At 71.0% G+C, this 15,092-nt stretch carries 16 protein-coding genes; 4 read left to right on the top strand and 12 right to left on the bottom strand.

Going from position 1 to position 15,092, the window contains the following annotated elements; all coding sequences use genetic code 11:
• The first annotated feature begins 100 nt into the window (after nt 1-100).
• On the top strand, nt 101-613 hold the full coding sequence (locus ACH4OW_RS38455) for a VanZ family protein (RefSeq protein WP_360136710.1): 513 nt from the start codon (nt 101-103) through the stop codon (nt 611-613).
• 50 nt (nt 614-663) lie between these two features.
• A complete protein-coding gene (locus ACH4OW_RS38450) occupies nt 664-870 on the top strand; it encodes a PspC domain-containing protein (RefSeq protein WP_398033465.1) in 207 nt (68 codons plus the stop codon).
• Nucleotides 871-1,148: 278 nt separating this feature from the next.
• Here ACH4OW_RS38450 and ACH4OW_RS38445 read toward each other — a convergent pair whose 3' ends face one another.
• Nucleotides 1,149-1,433, bottom strand: coding sequence for a hypothetical protein (locus tag ACH4OW_RS38445; protein WP_360136708.1), 285 nt, complete (start codon nt 1,431-1,433; stop codon nt 1,149-1,151).
• Between the two features lie 138 nt (nt 1,434-1,571).
• The gene (locus ACH4OW_RS38440) at nt 1,572-2,732 is read right to left on the bottom strand and encodes an adenosine deaminase (RefSeq protein ID WP_360136707.1); all 1,161 of its coding nucleotides are present in this window, start codon (nt 2,730-2,732) and stop codon (nt 1,572-1,574) included.
• Between the two features lie 103 nt (nt 2,733-2,835).
• Here ACH4OW_RS38440 and ACH4OW_RS38435 point away from each other — a divergent pair, with 103 nt between their 5' ends.
• Nucleotides 2,836-3,603 carry an alpha/beta hydrolase gene (locus ACH4OW_RS38435; protein WP_360136706.1) on the top strand — a complete coding sequence of 256 codons (768 nt, stop codon included), beginning with the start codon at nt 2,836-2,838 and terminating at the stop codon, nt 3,601-3,603.
• Between the two features lie 45 nt (nt 3,604-3,648).
• Here ACH4OW_RS38435 and ACH4OW_RS38430 read toward each other — a convergent pair whose 3' ends face one another.
• Nucleotides 3,649-4,599 carry a LysR family transcriptional regulator gene (locus tag ACH4OW_RS38430; protein ID WP_360136705.1) on the bottom strand — a complete coding sequence of 317 codons (951 nt, stop codon included), beginning with the start codon at nt 4,597-4,599 and terminating at the stop codon, nt 3,649-3,651.
• Between the two features lie 119 nt (nt 4,600-4,718).
• Here ACH4OW_RS38430 and ACH4OW_RS38425 point away from each other — a divergent pair, with 119 nt between their 5' ends.
• Nucleotides 4,719-6,032 (top strand): MFS transporter, encoded by a 1,314-nt coding sequence (locus ACH4OW_RS38425; RefSeq protein ID WP_398033461.1) that lies wholly within the window; start codon nt 4,719-4,721, stop codon nt 6,030-6,032.
• A gap of 72 nt (nt 6,033-6,104) precedes the next feature.
• Here ACH4OW_RS38425 and ACH4OW_RS38420 read toward each other — a convergent pair whose 3' ends face one another.
• From ACH4OW_RS38420 to ACH4OW_RS38380, 9 genes are all read right to left on the bottom strand, one after another.
• Nucleotides 6,105-6,692, bottom strand: a complete 588-nt coding sequence (locus ACH4OW_RS38420; RefSeq protein WP_033031550.1) for a Uma2 family endonuclease — start codon at nt 6,690-6,692, stop codon at nt 6,105-6,107.
• 96 nt (nt 6,693-6,788) lie between these two features.
• Nucleotides 6,789-7,130: a DUF3140 domain-containing protein gene (locus ACH4OW_RS38415; RefSeq protein WP_398033459.1), complete on the bottom strand. Its 342-nt coding sequence runs from the start codon at nt 7,128-7,130 to the stop codon at nt 6,789-6,791.
• Nucleotides 7,131-7,134: 4 nt separating this feature from the next.
• Nucleotides 7,135-7,362, bottom strand: coding sequence for a DUF2945 domain-containing protein (locus tag ACH4OW_RS38410; protein ID WP_360136701.1), 228 nt, complete (start codon nt 7,360-7,362; stop codon nt 7,135-7,137).
• Between the two features lie 110 nt (nt 7,363-7,472).
• Entirely contained in the window at nt 7,473-8,750 is a 1,278-nt protein-coding gene (locus ACH4OW_RS38405) for a thymidine phosphorylase (protein ID WP_398033457.1), read from the bottom strand.
• 146 nt (nt 8,751-8,896) lie between these two features.
• Nucleotides 8,897-9,322, bottom strand: a complete 426-nt coding sequence (locus tag ACH4OW_RS38400) for a cytidine deaminase (protein WP_360136699.1) — start codon at nt 9,320-9,322, stop codon at nt 8,897-8,899.
• On the bottom strand, nt 9,319-10,602 hold the full coding sequence (locus ACH4OW_RS38395; protein WP_360136698.1) for an ABC transporter permease: 1,284 nt from the start codon (nt 10,600-10,602) through the stop codon (nt 9,319-9,321). Before ACH4OW_RS38395 ends, ACH4OW_RS38400 begins: the two co-directional genes overlap by 4 nt.
• The gene (locus ACH4OW_RS38390) at nt 10,599-11,729 is read right to left on the bottom strand and encodes an ABC transporter permease (RefSeq protein WP_360136697.1); all 1,131 of its coding nucleotides are present in this window, start codon (nt 11,727-11,729) and stop codon (nt 10,599-10,601) included. The genes ACH4OW_RS38395 and ACH4OW_RS38390 overlap by 4 nt, the downstream gene beginning before the upstream one ends.
• Nucleotides 11,726-13,237: an ABC transporter ATP-binding protein gene (locus ACH4OW_RS38385; RefSeq protein WP_398033453.1), complete on the bottom strand. Its 1,512-nt coding sequence runs from the start codon at nt 13,235-13,237 to the stop codon at nt 11,726-11,728. The genes ACH4OW_RS38390 and ACH4OW_RS38385 overlap by 4 nt, the downstream gene beginning before the upstream one ends.
• Before the next feature lie 284 nt (nt 13,238-13,521).
• On the bottom strand, nt 13,522-14,553 hold the full coding sequence (locus ACH4OW_RS38380) for a BMP family ABC transporter substrate-binding protein (protein WP_360136695.1): 1,032 nt from the start codon (nt 14,551-14,553) through the stop codon (nt 13,522-13,524).
• Between the last annotated feature and the right edge of the window lie 539 nt (nt 14,554-15,092).

Raw genomic sequence — 15,092 nt, 5'->3', positions numbered from 1 at the left:
GCCCGCAGGCCGGTGAACTGCCAGCGGAACCGCGGCCGCCGCCCGGCGCGTCCTGGGCAGTGTGCAGCGTCATGGCCGCGGTGGAAACGCCGCCCTCCGTATGCGCGCCGCGGGAGCCGTCCTCCTCGTGGCGCATCTGCTGATCGTCGGCTGGCTGATGCTGCGCCCCCGTACGGTTCCCTGGGTGCCCGCCGCCAACTTCCGGCCGCTGGCGACGATCCGTGCCGAGCTGGCGCACGGGCCGTGGGAGGCCGTGCAGAGCCTCGGGGGCGCGGTACTGCTGCTGGCGCCGCTGGGCTTCCTGCTGCCCATGGCGGCCGGCCGCCTGAACGTTTCTCCGCTGGGTTCCATGGCCCGTACGGTCTTCGCCGGCGCGATGGTCGCGCTGGCCATCGAGCTGCTACAGACCGCGGTGCCCGGCCGGGTGCCCGATGTCGACATGGCGATGCTGAATACCGCTGGAGTCGCACTCGCACACCTGCTGGTCGTACCTGGGGCCCGGTCCTGGCTCCGCCGCAGGGATTACACCCCCACCCGGCCGACCCCCACGATCACCAGGGTCGGTATCGCACCGCAGGCCGACGCCCTGTCGGGCTCCCGGACCTACCTTTGAGACATCGGGGCAGACAGTCCCGCACCACCGTCGACAAGGAGTCGAGAGCCATGGCCGCCGCACTGGTCCGTCCCCGGAACAACAGAGTGATCGCCGGAGTGTGCGCGGGTCTGGCGCGGCGCTTCGGCACCACGCCCGCCACGATGCGCGTGATCTTCCTCCTCTCCTGCCTGCTCCCCGGCCCGCAGTTCCTGTTCTACCTGGCCCTGTGGATCTTCCTCCCGTCGGAGGACACCGCGAGCCGCAACGCCTGGTAGCCGCCGGCCGCCGCGGGCGTCCAGGCCGGCGCCCGCGCCCGTACACATGGCCGTGGCCCCGGCCCCCCCCCCCCGACCGGGCGGGGGCCGCGCCAGTCCCGCACCCGGCCCGACCCGCCGACCCGCGGGGCCGCGCCCGGGTGTGGCCGGCCCGGGGCCGGGCCCCCCGCCCGGGGCCCCCGGGGCCGCCCCCCCCCCCCCCCCCCCGGCCCGGCCCCCCCCCCCCCCCCCCGCCGGGCGCGGCGCCACGGCCATGTCCCGCTCCGGGACGGACCGGCTCAGCCGAGGGGCAGCGCCTTGGTGAGGCCGCCCGGGGGCAGGCCGCCGAGCAGGTTGCCCTTGTTGTTGGCCTTGAGACCCTCGCTGCCCTTGCCGGCGTCCTTGCCGCCGGTGATGCTCTTGGCGGTCTGGTCGACCGGCAGGCTCTGCAGCGCTTCCGAGACGTTGGCCGGCGCCGACCCGTTCTCCCCGGCCGGCGCGGCGGACGCGGTGCCCGCCGCGGTGGCGGCGAAGGCGACGCCGAGTGCCGCGGTACCGAGAGTCTTGATGGTTCCCTGCTTCATGGAAATACATCCTTGTGATGGGAGTTTGACCGGCACCGGAATCTAGTGACGCCGACGACACGCCGCAAACACCCGCCCGCAAGGGAAAACGGCCGGCGCTTGACGCACCGGCCGTTTTCCTTTCCGCTTTTCTTTTCGTCACTCCGAGTGAGGCGCACTGATCACCGCGGGCACGGCGTCCACCTGCTGGAACAGCCATTCGGACCGCAGCTCGGCATAACCCGGCTTGATCACGTCGTTGATCATCGCAAGGCGTTCGTCGAAAGGAATGAACGCGCTCTTCATCGCATTGACGGTGAACCACTGCATGTCGTCGAGCGTGTATCGAAATGTGCTGACCAGGTGCTCGAATTCCCGGGACATGGTCGTACCGCCCATCAGCCGGTTGTCGGTGTTGACCGTCAGCCGGAACTGCAGGCGGCGCAGCAGGCCGATCGGGTGCTCCGCGTACGAGCTCGCGGCACCGGTCTGCAGGTTGGAGGTGGGGCACATCTCCAGCGGGATGCGCTTGTCGCGCACGTACGAGGCGAGGCGGCCCAGCTTCACCGAACCGTCGTCGGCGACCTCCATGTCGTCGGTGATGCGCACGCCGTGCCCCAGCCGGTCCGCGCCGCACCACTGGAGCGCCTGCCAGATCGACGGCAGGCCGAACGCCTCGCCCGCGTGGATCGTGAAGTGGTTGTTCTCCCGCTTGAGGTACTCGAAGGCGTCGAGGTGGCGGGTGGGCGGGAAGCCGGCCTCCGCGCCCGCGATGTCGAAGCCGGCGACGCCGAGGTCGCGGTAGCGGTTGGCGAGTTCGGCGATCTCCAGGGCGCGGGCCGCGTGCCGCATGGCGGTCAGCAGCGCGCCGACGCGGATGCGGTGGCCGGCCGCGCGGGCGCGCCGTTCGCCTTCGCGGAAGCCCTCGTTGACCGCCTCGACGACCTCTTCGAGGGTCAGCCCCTGCTCCAGGTGCTGTTCGGGCGCGTACCTGACCTCGGCGTACACGACGCCGTCCGCGGCCAGGTCCTCGGCGCACTCGGCGGCCACCCGCACCAGCGCCTCGCGGGTCTGCATGACGGCACAGGTGTGCGCGAAGGTCTCCAGGTAGCGTTCCAGCGAACCGGAGTCGGCGGCCTCGCGGAACCAGATGCCCAGCTTCTCCGGGTCGGTCTCGGGGAGGTTGTCGTACCCCGCTTCGCGGGCCAGCTCGACGATCGTGGCGGGGCGCAGGCCGCCGTCGAGGTGGTCGTGCAGCAGCACCTTGGGCGCGCGGCGGATCTGGTCGCCGGTCGGAAGGTTGGTGGTCTCGCTCGTCATCTCGGCACTGTAGCCCCTACGCGCGTAGAACTTCACGAACGATACGCAACGGTGACCCGTACACGGGGTGGCCCCCGGGCTGCCTTCTGCCATCGTTTCGGTCATGGCTCAGCAAGCGTTGCCGGTGCGCGGTGCCCGGCTCGGAAAACCGCTGGGAGCGGCCGGGGCGGGACGGGCGGTGTGCGGCGTCGCACTGTTACTCCCCGAAGGCGGCCCGTCCGGCACCCGGCGCCCCTCCCCCCTGTCCGCCCTGGCGGCCCGCCCGCTCGCCGCCCGGCTGGCGCGGGCGGGGCGGCAGGAGGACCTGGCCGCCCACGTCGTGCACTACCGCTGCCGCGGCTGGAACGGCCCGGCGGCCCACCCGGCGCAGGACGCCGCCTGGGCGCTGGACGAGGTGGTACGGCGGTACGGCGACGTCCCGGTCTGCCTGGTCGGTACGGGCATGGGGGCGCGCGCCGCGCTGCACGCCGCGGGCCACCCGGCGGTCAACTCCGTACTGGCGCTGGCCCCGTGGATTCCCGACCCGGGCCCCGAGGGCGCCGAGCCCGTGCCCGTAAAGCAGCTCGTCGGCCGGCAGGTGCTGCTGGTGCACGGCACCAACGACGAGAAGACCGACCCGGAACTCTCCTACCGCTACGCGGAGCGCGCCAAAAAGATCAACCGCGACGTCTGCCGCTTCGAAGTCCACTCCGACGGCCACGGCCTCCACCAGCACCGCTCCGAAGTCCTCGCGCTGGCCGCCGACTTCATGCTGGGCTCGCTCTTCGCGTACGACTACGCCCGCCCGGTGGCCGACGCGCTGGCGGCACCGCCGCCGCTGGGCCTGCGGATGCCACTGGCGGCCGGCTTCGGAGAATCCCTCAAGCACTGAGCCGCGGTCGCGCGTGCCGGGCAACCGTGCGCTTCCCCCTCCGCCTCACCGGGGGATGAGCTGCCCCCGCCGCCCCAGCAGAAACTTCTTGAACGCCGCCACCGGAGGCGTGTCGGGGTGGCCCTCCAGCCAGGCCAAGCCGATCTCCCGGACCGCGCGCGGGGCCGTGACCGTCAGCTCGGCAACGCCAGGGCGCGGCACGGCCGGCGGCGGCAGCAGGGCCACACCGAGACCGGCGGCGACCAGACCCCGCAGCGTCTCCGCCTCCTCGCCCTCGAACGCGACCTTCGGCGAGAACCCCGCCTCGGCACACAGCGCGTCCGTGATGCGGCGCAGCCCGTACCCCGGCTCCAGGGTCACGAACAGCTCACCCGCCGCCTCGGCCAGCCGGACCCGCTTGCGGGCGGCCAGCGGATGGTCGTCGGGCACCACCAGCCGCAGCTTCTGCTCGTCCAGACGGCGGGCGACCAGGCCCGGGTAGTCCGGGACCGGCGAGGTCAGGCACAGGTCCAGGTCGCCGGCGCGCAGCCGCTCGATCATCGCCTCGCCGTAGCTCTGCACGAGCTGGAAGCGCACCCGGGGATGGTCGGCGCGGAAGGTGCGGATCAGGCCCGGCACCGTCTCCGAGCCCATGGTGTGCAGGAAGCCGAAGGCGACCTTGCCCGCCGTCGGATCGGTGTCGGCCCGTACGGACTCGGTGGCGCGCTCGACGTCCAGCAGCGCGCGCTCGGTGGAAGCGAGGAAGGCGCGGCCCGCCGGGGTGAGGGAGAGCGTCCGGCCGTGCCGGGCGAAGAGCGCGACCCCCAAGTCATCCTCCAGCCGGACGATGGCGCGGCTGAGCGTGGACTGCGGCATGCCCAGCTCCTGGGCGGCGCGCGTCACATGCTCGTGGCGGGCGACGGCGGCGAACTGCGCGAGCCGGGGCGTAAGAGCCAGCGCCCAGGAATCCCCGCCGATGTCCGCGATCTCCACCCGTTCCCCCGACGGCTTCCGCATGTCTTTTCTGTTTCCGTAGTGCGACAGACCCTGCCCTGAGCTGCTGTTATGTGCCACAGCATCGATTATGACGTTTCTATGCATTGGACGCATGAAACGCGCGGGCTTACGTTCGGACCATGCCTCCCGCTGATACCGGGGCGTCGGCCGCCGCGCGCGCCGACGCCTCCGCACCGCCGTCCCCTGCCACCACCTCGGCGCCCGCCGACCCCGAGGCCGCCAAACTGCACCCGGGCGGCCCCGGCTACCGCCGGATGAGCTTCGCCCTCTTCGCGGCAGGCGTCGCCACCTTCGCGCTCCTGTACTCCACGCAGGCCCTGCTCCCCGCGATCTCCGCCGACCTCGCCGTCACCCCCGACCAGGCCAGCTGGACCGTGTCGGCCGCCACCTTCGGCCTGGCCCTCGCCGTCATCCCGCTGAGCGCGCTGTCCGAACGCTTCGGCCGCCGCACGATGATGACCGCTTCCCTGTCGGTCGCCGCACTGATCGCGATGCTCGTGCCGTTCGCCCCCGACCTGGGCTGGCTGGTCGCCCTGCGCGCCGTCCAAGGCGTGGCACTGGCCGGGCTGCCGGCCTCCGCGATGGCGTTCCTCGCCGAGGAGGTACGGGCCAAGGCGCTCGTCGCCGCGATCGGCCTGTTCGTCGCGGGCAACAGCATCGGCGGCATGTCGGGCCGGATCGTCACCGGCTGGGTGGCCCAGGCGTGGGGCTGGCGCGCGGCGCTGGGCGCGGTCGGCGTCATGGCCGTGGTCTGCGCCGTGGCCTTCCGCCTCCTGGTCCCCAAGGCCCGGCACTTCTCCCCCCGCAAGGTCGGCCCGCGCGCACTGGCCCGCACCCTCGGCGGCCACCTGGGCGACCCCCTGCTGCGCCGCCTGTACGGCATCGGCGCCCTGTTCATGACCGTCTTCGGCGCCGTCTACACCGTCATCGGCTACCGGCTGGTCGACGAGCCCTTCAACCTCCCCCAGGGCATCGTCGGCTCGATCTTCCTCATCTACCTCGTCGGCACGGTCTCCTCGGCCGCGGCGGGCCGCCTCGTCGCCCGCGTCGGCCGGCGCGGCGCCCTGTACCTCGCGGTCGGCACGACGGCGGCGGGCCTGCTGCTCACCCTCACCGCGTCGCTCCTCGCGGTCCTGCTGGGCCTGGTCCTGATCACCGCCGGCTTCTTCGCGGGCCACGCGGTGGCGTCCTCCTCAGTCAGCCGCGCCGCCAAGACCGCCCGCGCGCAGGCGTCCGCGCTGTACCAGTGCGCGTACTACATCGGCAGCAGCATCGGCGGCGCGCTCGGCGCGACGGCGTTCTACGCGGGCGGCTGGGAGGCCACCGTCGCCCTCGGCCTGGCCGCGATGGTCGGCGCCGCGTCGATCACGCTGTACGCGACGCGCAAGGCGATGGCGGAGCGCCGCGTCCCCCACCTGCGCAAGGCCGCGTAGCGGCCCCTCGCAGCCCGAAGGGCCCGTCCCGCCACCTGTCCTGGCGGGGTGGGCCCTTCGTTCGCGTACTGCCTACTCCTTGCCCGGAAAACCGGCTGTCTCAATAACCACGTCGAACGGCTCCGGCAGACGAATTTCTTCGCCGAACTTCACCGCTTGCAGCACCTGGTACACGTCCCTCTTGGGCTCTCCGAACAAGGTCACCGTAGGGGATTCCGGAGCCCAGACATCCACCAACAGGTACAGCGGCACACCGGCTCGCGCGTACCCGGCGGCCTTGCTGATCCGGTCTTGACAAGCGTTGGTCGGCGACGTGATCTCAACGATCAACTCGGCGGCAGCGCCGGGGATGAAGTTGCCCGGTTCATCCAGGGCAGCCTCAGGAGCTACCACCAGGTCGGGGATGTAGAGGCCCATGCGGGAGGGAACAGACACTCCGACCGTCTGGTACATCCCCCAGTCCTCGGGCAAAGCACCGGTCAAGGCGCGCTGCAGCTTCCACGCGATCTTGTTGTGCCGGTTCGCAGGAGCAGGTGACACGGTGACGATCCCCTCGATGATCTCCACCTTGCTGCCCTCGGGGCCCTCCGTCTCCTCCCAGAGCCGGAGGAGTGTCTCCCAGTCGCTGTCCGGCTCGTGGTCGACGGTGAGTGCGCTCATGGCGGTCTCCTCTATCGGTGCGTCACCGACTCCAGCATGCCGAACGGACACGGGCCTGGTCCATCGACACCGTTCACCCGAACGATTCCCCACCCCTCACCCCTTCAACGGATCATGCCCCCAGTTCATCAGCGAATACCGCCACGTCGTCTCCTTCACGTCCCCCGACGGCTTCTGCGCGAGATGGCGGTGGACGTAGCCCGTGACCTTGCGCATGTGGGCGTAATCGTCGTCCGAAAGATCCGCGCGCTTGGTGCGCAGCAGCGAGACGATCCGGCGGCCGGACTCGTGTCCCACCGACTCCCCGCCGCCCTTGTGCTGCCCCGACTCCTTGGACTCGTCCTTCTTCAACCACGTCTCCAGCTCGGACGGGGACATGTTCACCGCGTCCTCGAAGTCCTGCCGGACGGCGTCCTGGTCGTCCTTCGTCTTCGCCATGGCCTCAGGACCGCTTCTTCTTCAGCGCCCCGGGCTTGTGCACGGCCGAGCCGCCGGACTTCTCGCTGCGGACCTTGTACTGCGGGTCGTCCGGCGAGGCGTCCACCGTCCGCCCCGCCTCCTCCGTACGCCGGGTGATCTTCTTCTCCACCTCACCGACGGCCTCACTGCCGTGGCTCTTCCAGGTGACCTTGTCGCCCTTGCTGAAGTCGTCGTCCTTCTTCTTCGCCATCGCCGTTCTCCTCGCAGTCAGGTGTTCCCAGCACACCACCGGACGGAGCGCGGCGCGCGTCGGGCGCGCCCCGGAAGGAGCGCGCCCGACGGCGGTGGTGCGGGGCCGGATCAGCCGATGCGGTCCAGCACCACCGGGTTCGGGGTGAAGTCGGTACCGGGCGGGGCGATGAGGACGCCGCCGTTGAGGGCTTCGAGGGCGTAGGGGAACTTCTCGGGGGTGTCGGTGTGGAGGGTGAGGAGGGGCTGGCCCTCCTTGACCTCGTCGCCGGGCTTGGCGTGGAGTTCGATGCCCGCGCCCGCCTGGACCGGGTCCTCCTTGCGGGCGCGGCCGGCGCCCAGGCGCCAGGCGGAGACGCCCACGGCGTAGGCGTCGAGGGTGGTGAGGACGCCGGAGGACGAGGCGTTGACGGTGTGCTGTTCGCGGGCGACCGGGAGGGGCGCGTCGGGGTCGCCGCCCTGGGCCTGGATCATGCGGCGCCAGTGGTCCATGGCGGAGCCGTCGGCGAGGGCCTTGGCGGGGTCGGCGTCCTTGAGGCCGGCCGCGTCGAGCATTTCGCGGGCCAGGGCGAGGGTGAGTTCGACGACGTCGGCCGGGCCGCCGCCCGCCAGGACCTCCACCGATTCGCGGACTTCGAGGGCGTTGCCGGCGGTCAGGCCGAGCGGGGTGGACATGTCGGTGAGCAGGGCCGAGGTCCGGACGCCGTGGTCGGTGCCGAGTTCGACCATGGTGGCGGCGAGTTCGCGGGCGTCCTCGATGTTCTTCATGAAGGCGCCGGAGCCGACCTTGACGTCCAGGACGAGGGAGCCGGTGCCTTCGGCGATCTTCTTGGACATGATGGAGGAGGCGATCAGCGGGATCGCCTCGACGGTGCCGGTGACGTCGCGCAGCGCGTAGAGCTTCTTGTCGGCGGGGGCCAGGCCGTCGCCCGCCGCGCAGATGACGGAGCCGACGCGGTCCAGTACGTCCATCATCTCGGCGTTGGAGAGCAGCGCCCGCCAGCCGGGGATGGCCTCCAGCTTGTCGAGGGTGCCGCCGGTGTGGCCGAGGCCGCGGCCGGAGAGCTGCGGTACGGCGGCGCCGCAGGCGGCGACGAGGGGCGCGAGCGGCAGGGTGATCTTGTCGCCGACGCCGCCGGTGGAGTGCTTGTCCGCGGTGGGGCGGGCCAGCGCGGAGAAGTCCATCCGCTCGCCGGAGGCGATCATGGCGGCGGTCCAGCGGGCGATCTCCGTACGGTTCATGCCGTTGAGGAAGACGGCCATCGCCAGGGCCGACATCTGCTCGTGGGCGACCTCGCCGCGCGTATAGGCGTCGATGACCCAGTCGATCTGCTCGGGGGTCAGCTCCTGCTTGTCGCGCTTCGCGCGGATGACCGAGATGACGTCCATCTGGGCTTCCTTTCGTGGAACGGCCGGCTCAGCCCGTCCCTGTACCCGGGAACGACGCAGCGAGCGGGCGTGAACAGTTCTACACGCATAGAGCCGGGAGATCGAGAGGCCCGCACCGCTGAGGTGCGGTGCGGGCCGGTGGGCCGCTAGCGGCCCAGGTGCTGGGGGCCGAACGCGTCCGGGAGGAGGTCGTCCAGGCGCCGGACGCCCGCCTCGCCGGCGTCGATCAGCAGCTCGGGGCCGCCGTGCTCGTACAGCAGCTGGCGGCAGCGGCCGCACGGTACGAGCAGTTCGCCCCGGCCGTCGACGCAGGTGAACGCGGTCAGGCGGCCGCCGCCGGTGGCGGCCAGCGCGGAGACCAGGCCGCATTCGGCGCACAGGCCCAGTCCGTACGAGGCGTTCTCCACGTTGCAGCCGACGACCGTACGGCCGTCGTCCACCAGGGCAGCGGCACCGACCGGGTAGCCGGAGTACGGGGCGTACGCCCGGGACATCGCGTCCCGGGCCGCCTCGCGGAGCCGTCCCCAGTCGACCGACAACTGATCGCCGTTCACCTGGCCATCGTGCGTCATGTGCCCTGCCCCCGCCGGTACGGCTTGCCGTTGGCCTTCGGGGGCCGCAGCCGCTGTGCGAACAGTGCCAGCACCAGCAGCGTGGCGATGTACGGGCTGGCCTCGACCAGCTCCAGCGGCACCACGTCGGTGAGGAAGTACCAGAGGACGAGGAGGACTGCCGCGACGCCCGCGACCGCCGCCTGCGCGCGCTTGGCGGCGCGCAGCCGGAACAGGGCGAGGACGGCGAGCAGTGCCGCCAGGCCGAGCAGCAGCGCGTGCACGGTCGGGCCGCCGCTGCGCAGCTGCATGGCGTCCATGAAGCCGAACAGTCCGGCACCCATCGCGACGCCGCCGGGCCGCCAGTTGCCGAAGATCATCGTGGCCAGGCCGATGTAGCCGCGGCCGCCGGTCTGCCCGTCCTGGTAGAAGTGCGTGCTGATGGACAGGAACGCGCCGCCGAGGCCGGCCAGCGCGCCGGAGACCAGCACGGCCGCGTACTTGTACGTGTAGACGTTGACGCCCAGCGACTCGGCCGAGACCGGCGCCTCGCCGCAGGACCGCAGCCGCAGGCCGAAGGACGAGCGCCACAGCAGGTAGAAGGTGCCGACGAAGAGCAGCACGGCCAGCACGGTGAGCCAGGAGACGTTGGTGACCAGGCCGCCGAGCATGCCGGCCACGTCGGAGACCAGGAACCAGTGGTGGTTCTCCAGGGACTGCAAGGCGTCCGAGAGGCCGGGGATCGTGAACGTCGGCATGTCGGCCATCGGCGGCGACTGCTTGTCGTTGCCGCCCGCCTGCATCGCCGCGCTGCCCTCCGCGCCGAACCACAGCGTGGCCAGGTACTGCGTCGCGCCCAGCGCCAGGATGTTGATCGCGACACCGGAGACGATGTGGTCGACGCCGAAGCTGACGGTGGCGATCGCGTGCACCAGCCCGCCGAGCGCGCCGCCGAGGATGCCGATGGCCGCGGCGGCCCACGGGCCGTGCTGCCAGCCGATCCAGCCGGCCGCGAACGAGCCGAGCATCATCATGCCTTCGAGGCCGATGTTGACCACGCCGGCCCGCTCGGCCCACAGGCCGCCGAGACCGGCCAGGCCGATCGAGGTGGCGGCGGCGAGCGCCGCGCCGAACTGCCCGGCAGAGGTCAGGTCGTTGGTGCCGGTGACCGCGCGCAGCAGGGAGACCGCGACGATCGCGCCGGCGACGATCAGCAGGATGACGGGGTAGGTCAGCTTGCGGCGACCGCCGCCCCGCGCGCCGGCGCCGGGCCGGGCCGCGGGCTTGAGTTCCGTACTCACGCGGTCGCCTCCGCCTTGTCGTTCTCACCTGGATGGGTACGCGCCTGGGCGGCCAGTTCCTCGCCGACCTTGCGCTGCTGGGCGCGCAGCCCGTACCGGCGCACGATCTCGTACGCGATGACCACGCACAGCACGATCACGCCCTGGATGACGCCGACGATCTCCTGCGCGTACCCCTCGAACTCCAGGCGGGAGCCGGTGCGGTCGAGGAACGCCCACAGCAGCGCGCCGAAGGCCATGCCCACCGGGTGGTTGCGGCCCAGCAGCGCGATGGCGATGCCGGTGAAGCCGATGCCCGCCGGGAAGTCGGTGCCGTAGTTGAAGGACTCGCCGAGCAGCGTCGGCATGCCGACCAGACCGGCCGCGGCGCCCGAGAGCAGCATCGAGATGACGACCATCCGCTTGACGCTGACGCCGCTGGCCTCGGCGGCCGGCTCGGAGGCGCCCACCGCGCGCAGGTCGAAGCCGAAGCGGGTGCGGTTGAGCACGAACCAGTAGACGAACCCGGCCAGCGCCGCGATCACCACGAAGCCGTAGACCGGCTTGGGGTGGGTCGGGAAGCTGAAGAAGTGGCTGGACTCCGGCAGGAACTTGGTGTGCAGGAGGTTGCCGTCCTTGATGGCGAGGCGGCCGTCCTGGAGGAAGTAGCCGATCACCGAGGCGGCGATGGCGTTCAGCATGATCGTGGTGATCACCTCGCTGACGCCGCGCGAGGTCTTCAGTACGCCCGCGATGCCCGCCCACAGGGCGCCCACCAGCATCGCGATCACGATGAGCAGGATGATCTGGAGCGCGCCCGGCAGCGCGATGGCGCCGCCGACCGCAGCGGCCGCGAAGGCCGCCAGCCGGTACTGCCCGTCCACACCGATGTTGAACAGGTTCATCCGGAAGCCGATGGCGACCGCCAGCGCCGACAGGTAGTACGGCACCGCCTTGTTGACGATCCAGACCTGGCTGTCGCTGTAGTGGCCGTAGTCGGCCATGATCCCGTAGGCCCGCAGCGGGTTCTCGCCCGAGGCCAGGAAAACCAGCGAGCTGATGACGAAGGCGGCGGCCACGGCCAGCAGCGGCGCGGCGACCGCCAGCAGCACCTTGTCCTTGGTGAACGACCTGGTCAGCGTCTTCACTCCCGGTCACCACCCTCGCGCGTGTCAGCGTCTTCAGCGGTGAGGTGACCGCTGGCGGCACCGGTCATGGCCGAGCCCAACTCCTCCGGGGTGATGGTCGCGGGGTCGGCGTCCGCGACCAGCCGGCCCCGGTACATCACCCGCAGGGTGTCGGAGAGCCCGATCAGCTCGTCCAGGTCAGCAGAGATCAACAACACCGCCAGGCCCTCCCGGCGCGCCTCGCGGATCTGCTCCCAGATCTGCGCCTGCGCGCCGACGTCCACACCCCGCGTGGGGTGGGCGGCGATCAGCAGCTTGGGCCGGTGGCTCATCTCCCGGCCGACGATCAGCTTCTGCTGATTGCCGCCGGACAGCGAGGCCGCCGTCACCTCGATACCGGGCGTCCGCACGTCGTACTCGGCGACGATCCGCTCGGTGTCCTTACGGGCCGCGGCCAGGTCCAGCAGGCGGCCCTTGCTGTTGGGCCGCTCGGTGACGTGCCCCAGAATGCGGTTCTCCCACAGGGGCGCCTCCAGCAGCAGGCCGTGCCGGTGGCGGTCCTCGGGTACGTACCCGATGCCGTCCTCGCGGCGCTTGCGCGTACTCGCGGCGGAGAGATCCTGCCCGTCCAGCGTCACGGCGCCGCCGTCCAGAGCGCGCGTGCCCATGATCGCCTCGACCAGTTCGGCCTGCCCGTTGCCCTCGACACCGGCGACGCCGAGCACCTCGCCCTTGTGGATCGTGAAGGTGATCCCGTCCAGCACGGTCCGCACGACCCCGTCGGAGTCGGTGGCCGACAGCCGCAGGTCCGCGACGCCCAGCATCGGCGTGTCCGTCACCGTCGACTCACGCGTCTCCGGCGACGGCAGCTCACTGCCCACCATCAGCTCGGCGAGCTGCTTGGGCGTGGTCTTCGACGGCTCCACGGACGCGACGGTGGTGCCCCGGCGGATGACCGTGATGTCGTCCGCGACCGACAGCACCTCGCCCAGCTTGTGCGAGATGAAGATGACCGTCAGCCCCTCGGACTTCAGCTCCCGCAGGTTGTCGAACAGCGCGTCGACCTCCTGCGGGACGAGGACCGCGGTCGGCTCGTCGAGGATGAGCGTACGGGCGCCCCGGTAGAGCACCTTGAGGATCTCCACCCGCTGCCGGTCCGCGACACCGAGGTCCTCCACGAGGACGTCGGGCCGGACGGCCAGCCCGTACGCGTCCGAGATCTCCATGATCTTCGTACGGGCCTTGGCGCCGATGCCGTGCAGCTTCTCCGCGCCGAGCACGACGTTCTCCAGGACGGAGAGGTTGTCGGCGAGCATGAAGTGCTGGTGCACCATGCCGATGCCGCGGGCGATGGCGTCCGCCGGAGTGCCCAGCGCCGCCGGCTCCCCGTCGAGCGTGATGGTGCCCTCGTCCGGCTTCTGCATGCCGTAAAGGATCTTCATCAGCGTCGACTTGCCCGCGCCGTTCTCACCGCACAGGGCGTGGACGGTACCGCGGCGGACGGTCAGGTCGATGTCGTGGTTGGCCACGACACCGGGAAAACGCTTGGTGATACCGCGGAGTTCGACGGCTGCGGGGCCCGGCTCGGCCGGGCGGCTGATCGTGGGTGCTGCGTTGATGGCGCACTCCCCTCGGGGATGGCATGTCCTGAACGGACGGCGTGTTCTGGGTATGTCCTGGACGGACGGTAAGCCCTGGGCGTACGGCATGTCCCGGGCGGACGGCGGCAGCGACTACCGGCGTCGAAGCACGGGCACGGCCCGGCCGCGATGGGGCGGGGCGCGGTGCCGGACCGGCACCGTCCCGCGCCCTGCTACGGGGTCTCCTTGACCTTCACCTTGCCCTCGACGATCTTCTGCCGGGCGGCGTCGATCTGCGGCTGGATGTCCTTGATGAACCCACCCGACGTGGCGAGCGTGACACCCTTCTTCTTCATGTCGTACGCGTGCACGCCCGTCAGCGGCTTGCCGTCCTCGACACTCTTGATCAGGTCGAAGACCGCCACGTCGACGTTCTTGACCACCGACGTCAGAATGCAGTCCTTGTACTTCGCCAGCCCCGGCTGCTGGTACTGGTCGGAGTCCACACCGATCGCCCAGGCGCCCTTGCGCTTGCTGATCGCCTCAATGGAACCCGCACCCGACTGGCCGGCCGCGGAATAGATCACGTCGATGCCGCTGTCCAGCATGCCGCTCGCCTTGGCCTTGGCCGCCGCCGGATCGTTGAACCCCTTGTCGTTGTTGGGGTACAGGTACTGCGACGTGACCTCGGTGTTCGGGTCGGTGTCCCGTACACCCTGCTCGAACCCGGCCTGGAACTTCTGGATCAGCGCATTGTTCACACCGCCGATGAAGCCGACCTTGTGGTTCTTGCTCTTGAGCGCGGCGGCGACACCCGCCAGGTACGAGCCTTCGTGCTCCGCGAAGACCATCGCGTCCACGTTCTTGCCCTGCGGCACGGCATCGACGACGCCGAACGTCGTCTCCGGGAAGTCCTTGGCGACGTTCTCGATGGACCGGCTATAGGCAAAACCGACACCTATGACCGGGTTGTACCCGGCCTCGGCGAACGAGGAAAGCCGCTGCTCACGGTCGGCCTCCGTCTCACCGTTCTTCGCGGTGAGCATCTTGACGTTGACGCCCAGCTTGTTCCTGGCGTTCTCGGTGCCACGGGCGGCCGCCTCGTTGAAGGAGTGGTCGTCCCGCCCACCGATATCGAACGCAAGCCCGACACCGGCGTGGCTGGCCCGGTTCGCCTCGGCGAAGCTCTGACCGCAAGCGGTGGCAGTGACCGCGAGAAGCGCGGTGGCACTGACCGAGGCGGCAAACCTGGTGACCCGACGCAAGGGTCTTTCCCTTCGCTCACAGCGCCCACGGCGGCGCTCACAGCGCCCAGGGTGGCGCTGGCTTCGACGGGAGATTAACGCGCGTAGACCTGGCGCAAAACCCCTCACTGCGTGGCGTTATCGGATCGTTCCTACGCGATGCGCTGCGCGCGGCTTTGCGCTTCGCGCGGGGTTGCGCTGGTTGTGGTGGGGTCGGGGCCGCGCAGGGGGGTGACTCCTCACCGCACTCGCGGACGCCATGTCTTGAAAGCTGAACCTGGTGTTGCGAGCTGTCGGCTGCGGGGACACCCCCCTGCACGCCCCCTCCGGCCGGATTGGCAGCCCCGCGCGAGTGGGGGTGGGGAAAGGGAAAGACACCAGTAGCGCAGCAACCAGGCGTGGCAGCGGCGACGCAACCGCCACCCCGGGGCCTCGGCCACGACGGCGGGGTGGCCGCTATCCGGGCCCGGGGCCGGGGACACGCAGGGGGCTCCCCGCAGCCGACACGTCGCAACACCAGGTTCAGCTTTCCAGACAAGGCTTCCGCGACTGCGGTGAGG

The organism is Streptomyces sp. NPDC017056 (genome assembly GCF_044332485.1).
GTDB lineage: Bacteria > Actinomycetota > Actinomycetes > Streptomycetales > Streptomycetaceae > Streptomyces.
This window is presented reverse-complemented; position numbering and strand designations above follow the sequence as displayed.

Bases quoted from the DNA above. Each gene is read 5' to 3' on its own strand.
- ACH4OW_RS38455 (WP_360136710.1), top strand. From the start codon at position 101: ATGCGCGCCGCGGGAGCCGTCCTCCTCGTGGCGCATCTGCTGATCGTC.
- ACH4OW_RS38450 (WP_398033465.1), top strand. From the start codon at position 664: ATGGCCGCCGCACTGGTCCGTCCCCGGAACAACAGAGTGATCGCCGGA.
- ACH4OW_RS38445 (WP_360136708.1), bottom strand. From the start codon at position 1,433: ATGAAGCAGGGAACCATCAAGACTCTCGGTACCGCGGCACTCGGCGTC.
- ACH4OW_RS38440 (WP_360136707.1), bottom strand. From the start codon at position 2,732: ATGACGAGCGAGACCACCAACCTTCCGACCGGCGACCAGATCCGCCGC.
- ACH4OW_RS38435 (WP_360136706.1), top strand. From the start codon at position 2,836: ATGGCTCAGCAAGCGTTGCCGGTGCGCGGTGCCCGGCTCGGAAAACCG.
- ACH4OW_RS38430 (WP_360136705.1), bottom strand. From the start codon at position 4,599: ATGCGGAAGCCGTCGGGGGAACGGGTGGAGATCGCGGACATCGGCGGG.
- ACH4OW_RS38425 (WP_398033461.1), top strand. From the start codon at position 4,719: ATGCCTCCCGCTGATACCGGGGCGTCGGCCGCCGCGCGCGCCGACGCC.
- ACH4OW_RS38420 (WP_033031550.1), bottom strand. From the start codon at position 6,692: ATGAGCGCACTCACCGTCGACCACGAGCCGGACAGCGACTGGGAGACA.
- ACH4OW_RS38415 (WP_398033459.1), bottom strand. From the start codon at position 7,130: ATGGCGAAGACGAAGGACGACCAGGACGCCGTCCGGCAGGACTTCGAG.
- ACH4OW_RS38410 (WP_360136701.1), bottom strand. From the start codon at position 7,362: ATGGCGAAGAAGAAGGACGACGACTTCAGCAAGGGCGACAAGGTCACC.
- ACH4OW_RS38405 (WP_398033457.1), bottom strand. From the start codon at position 8,750: ATGGACGTCATCTCGGTCATCCGCGCGAAGCGCGACAAGCAGGAGCTG.
- ACH4OW_RS38400 (WP_360136699.1), bottom strand. From the start codon at position 9,322: ATGACGCACGATGGCCAGGTGAACGGCGATCAGTTGTCGGTCGACTGG.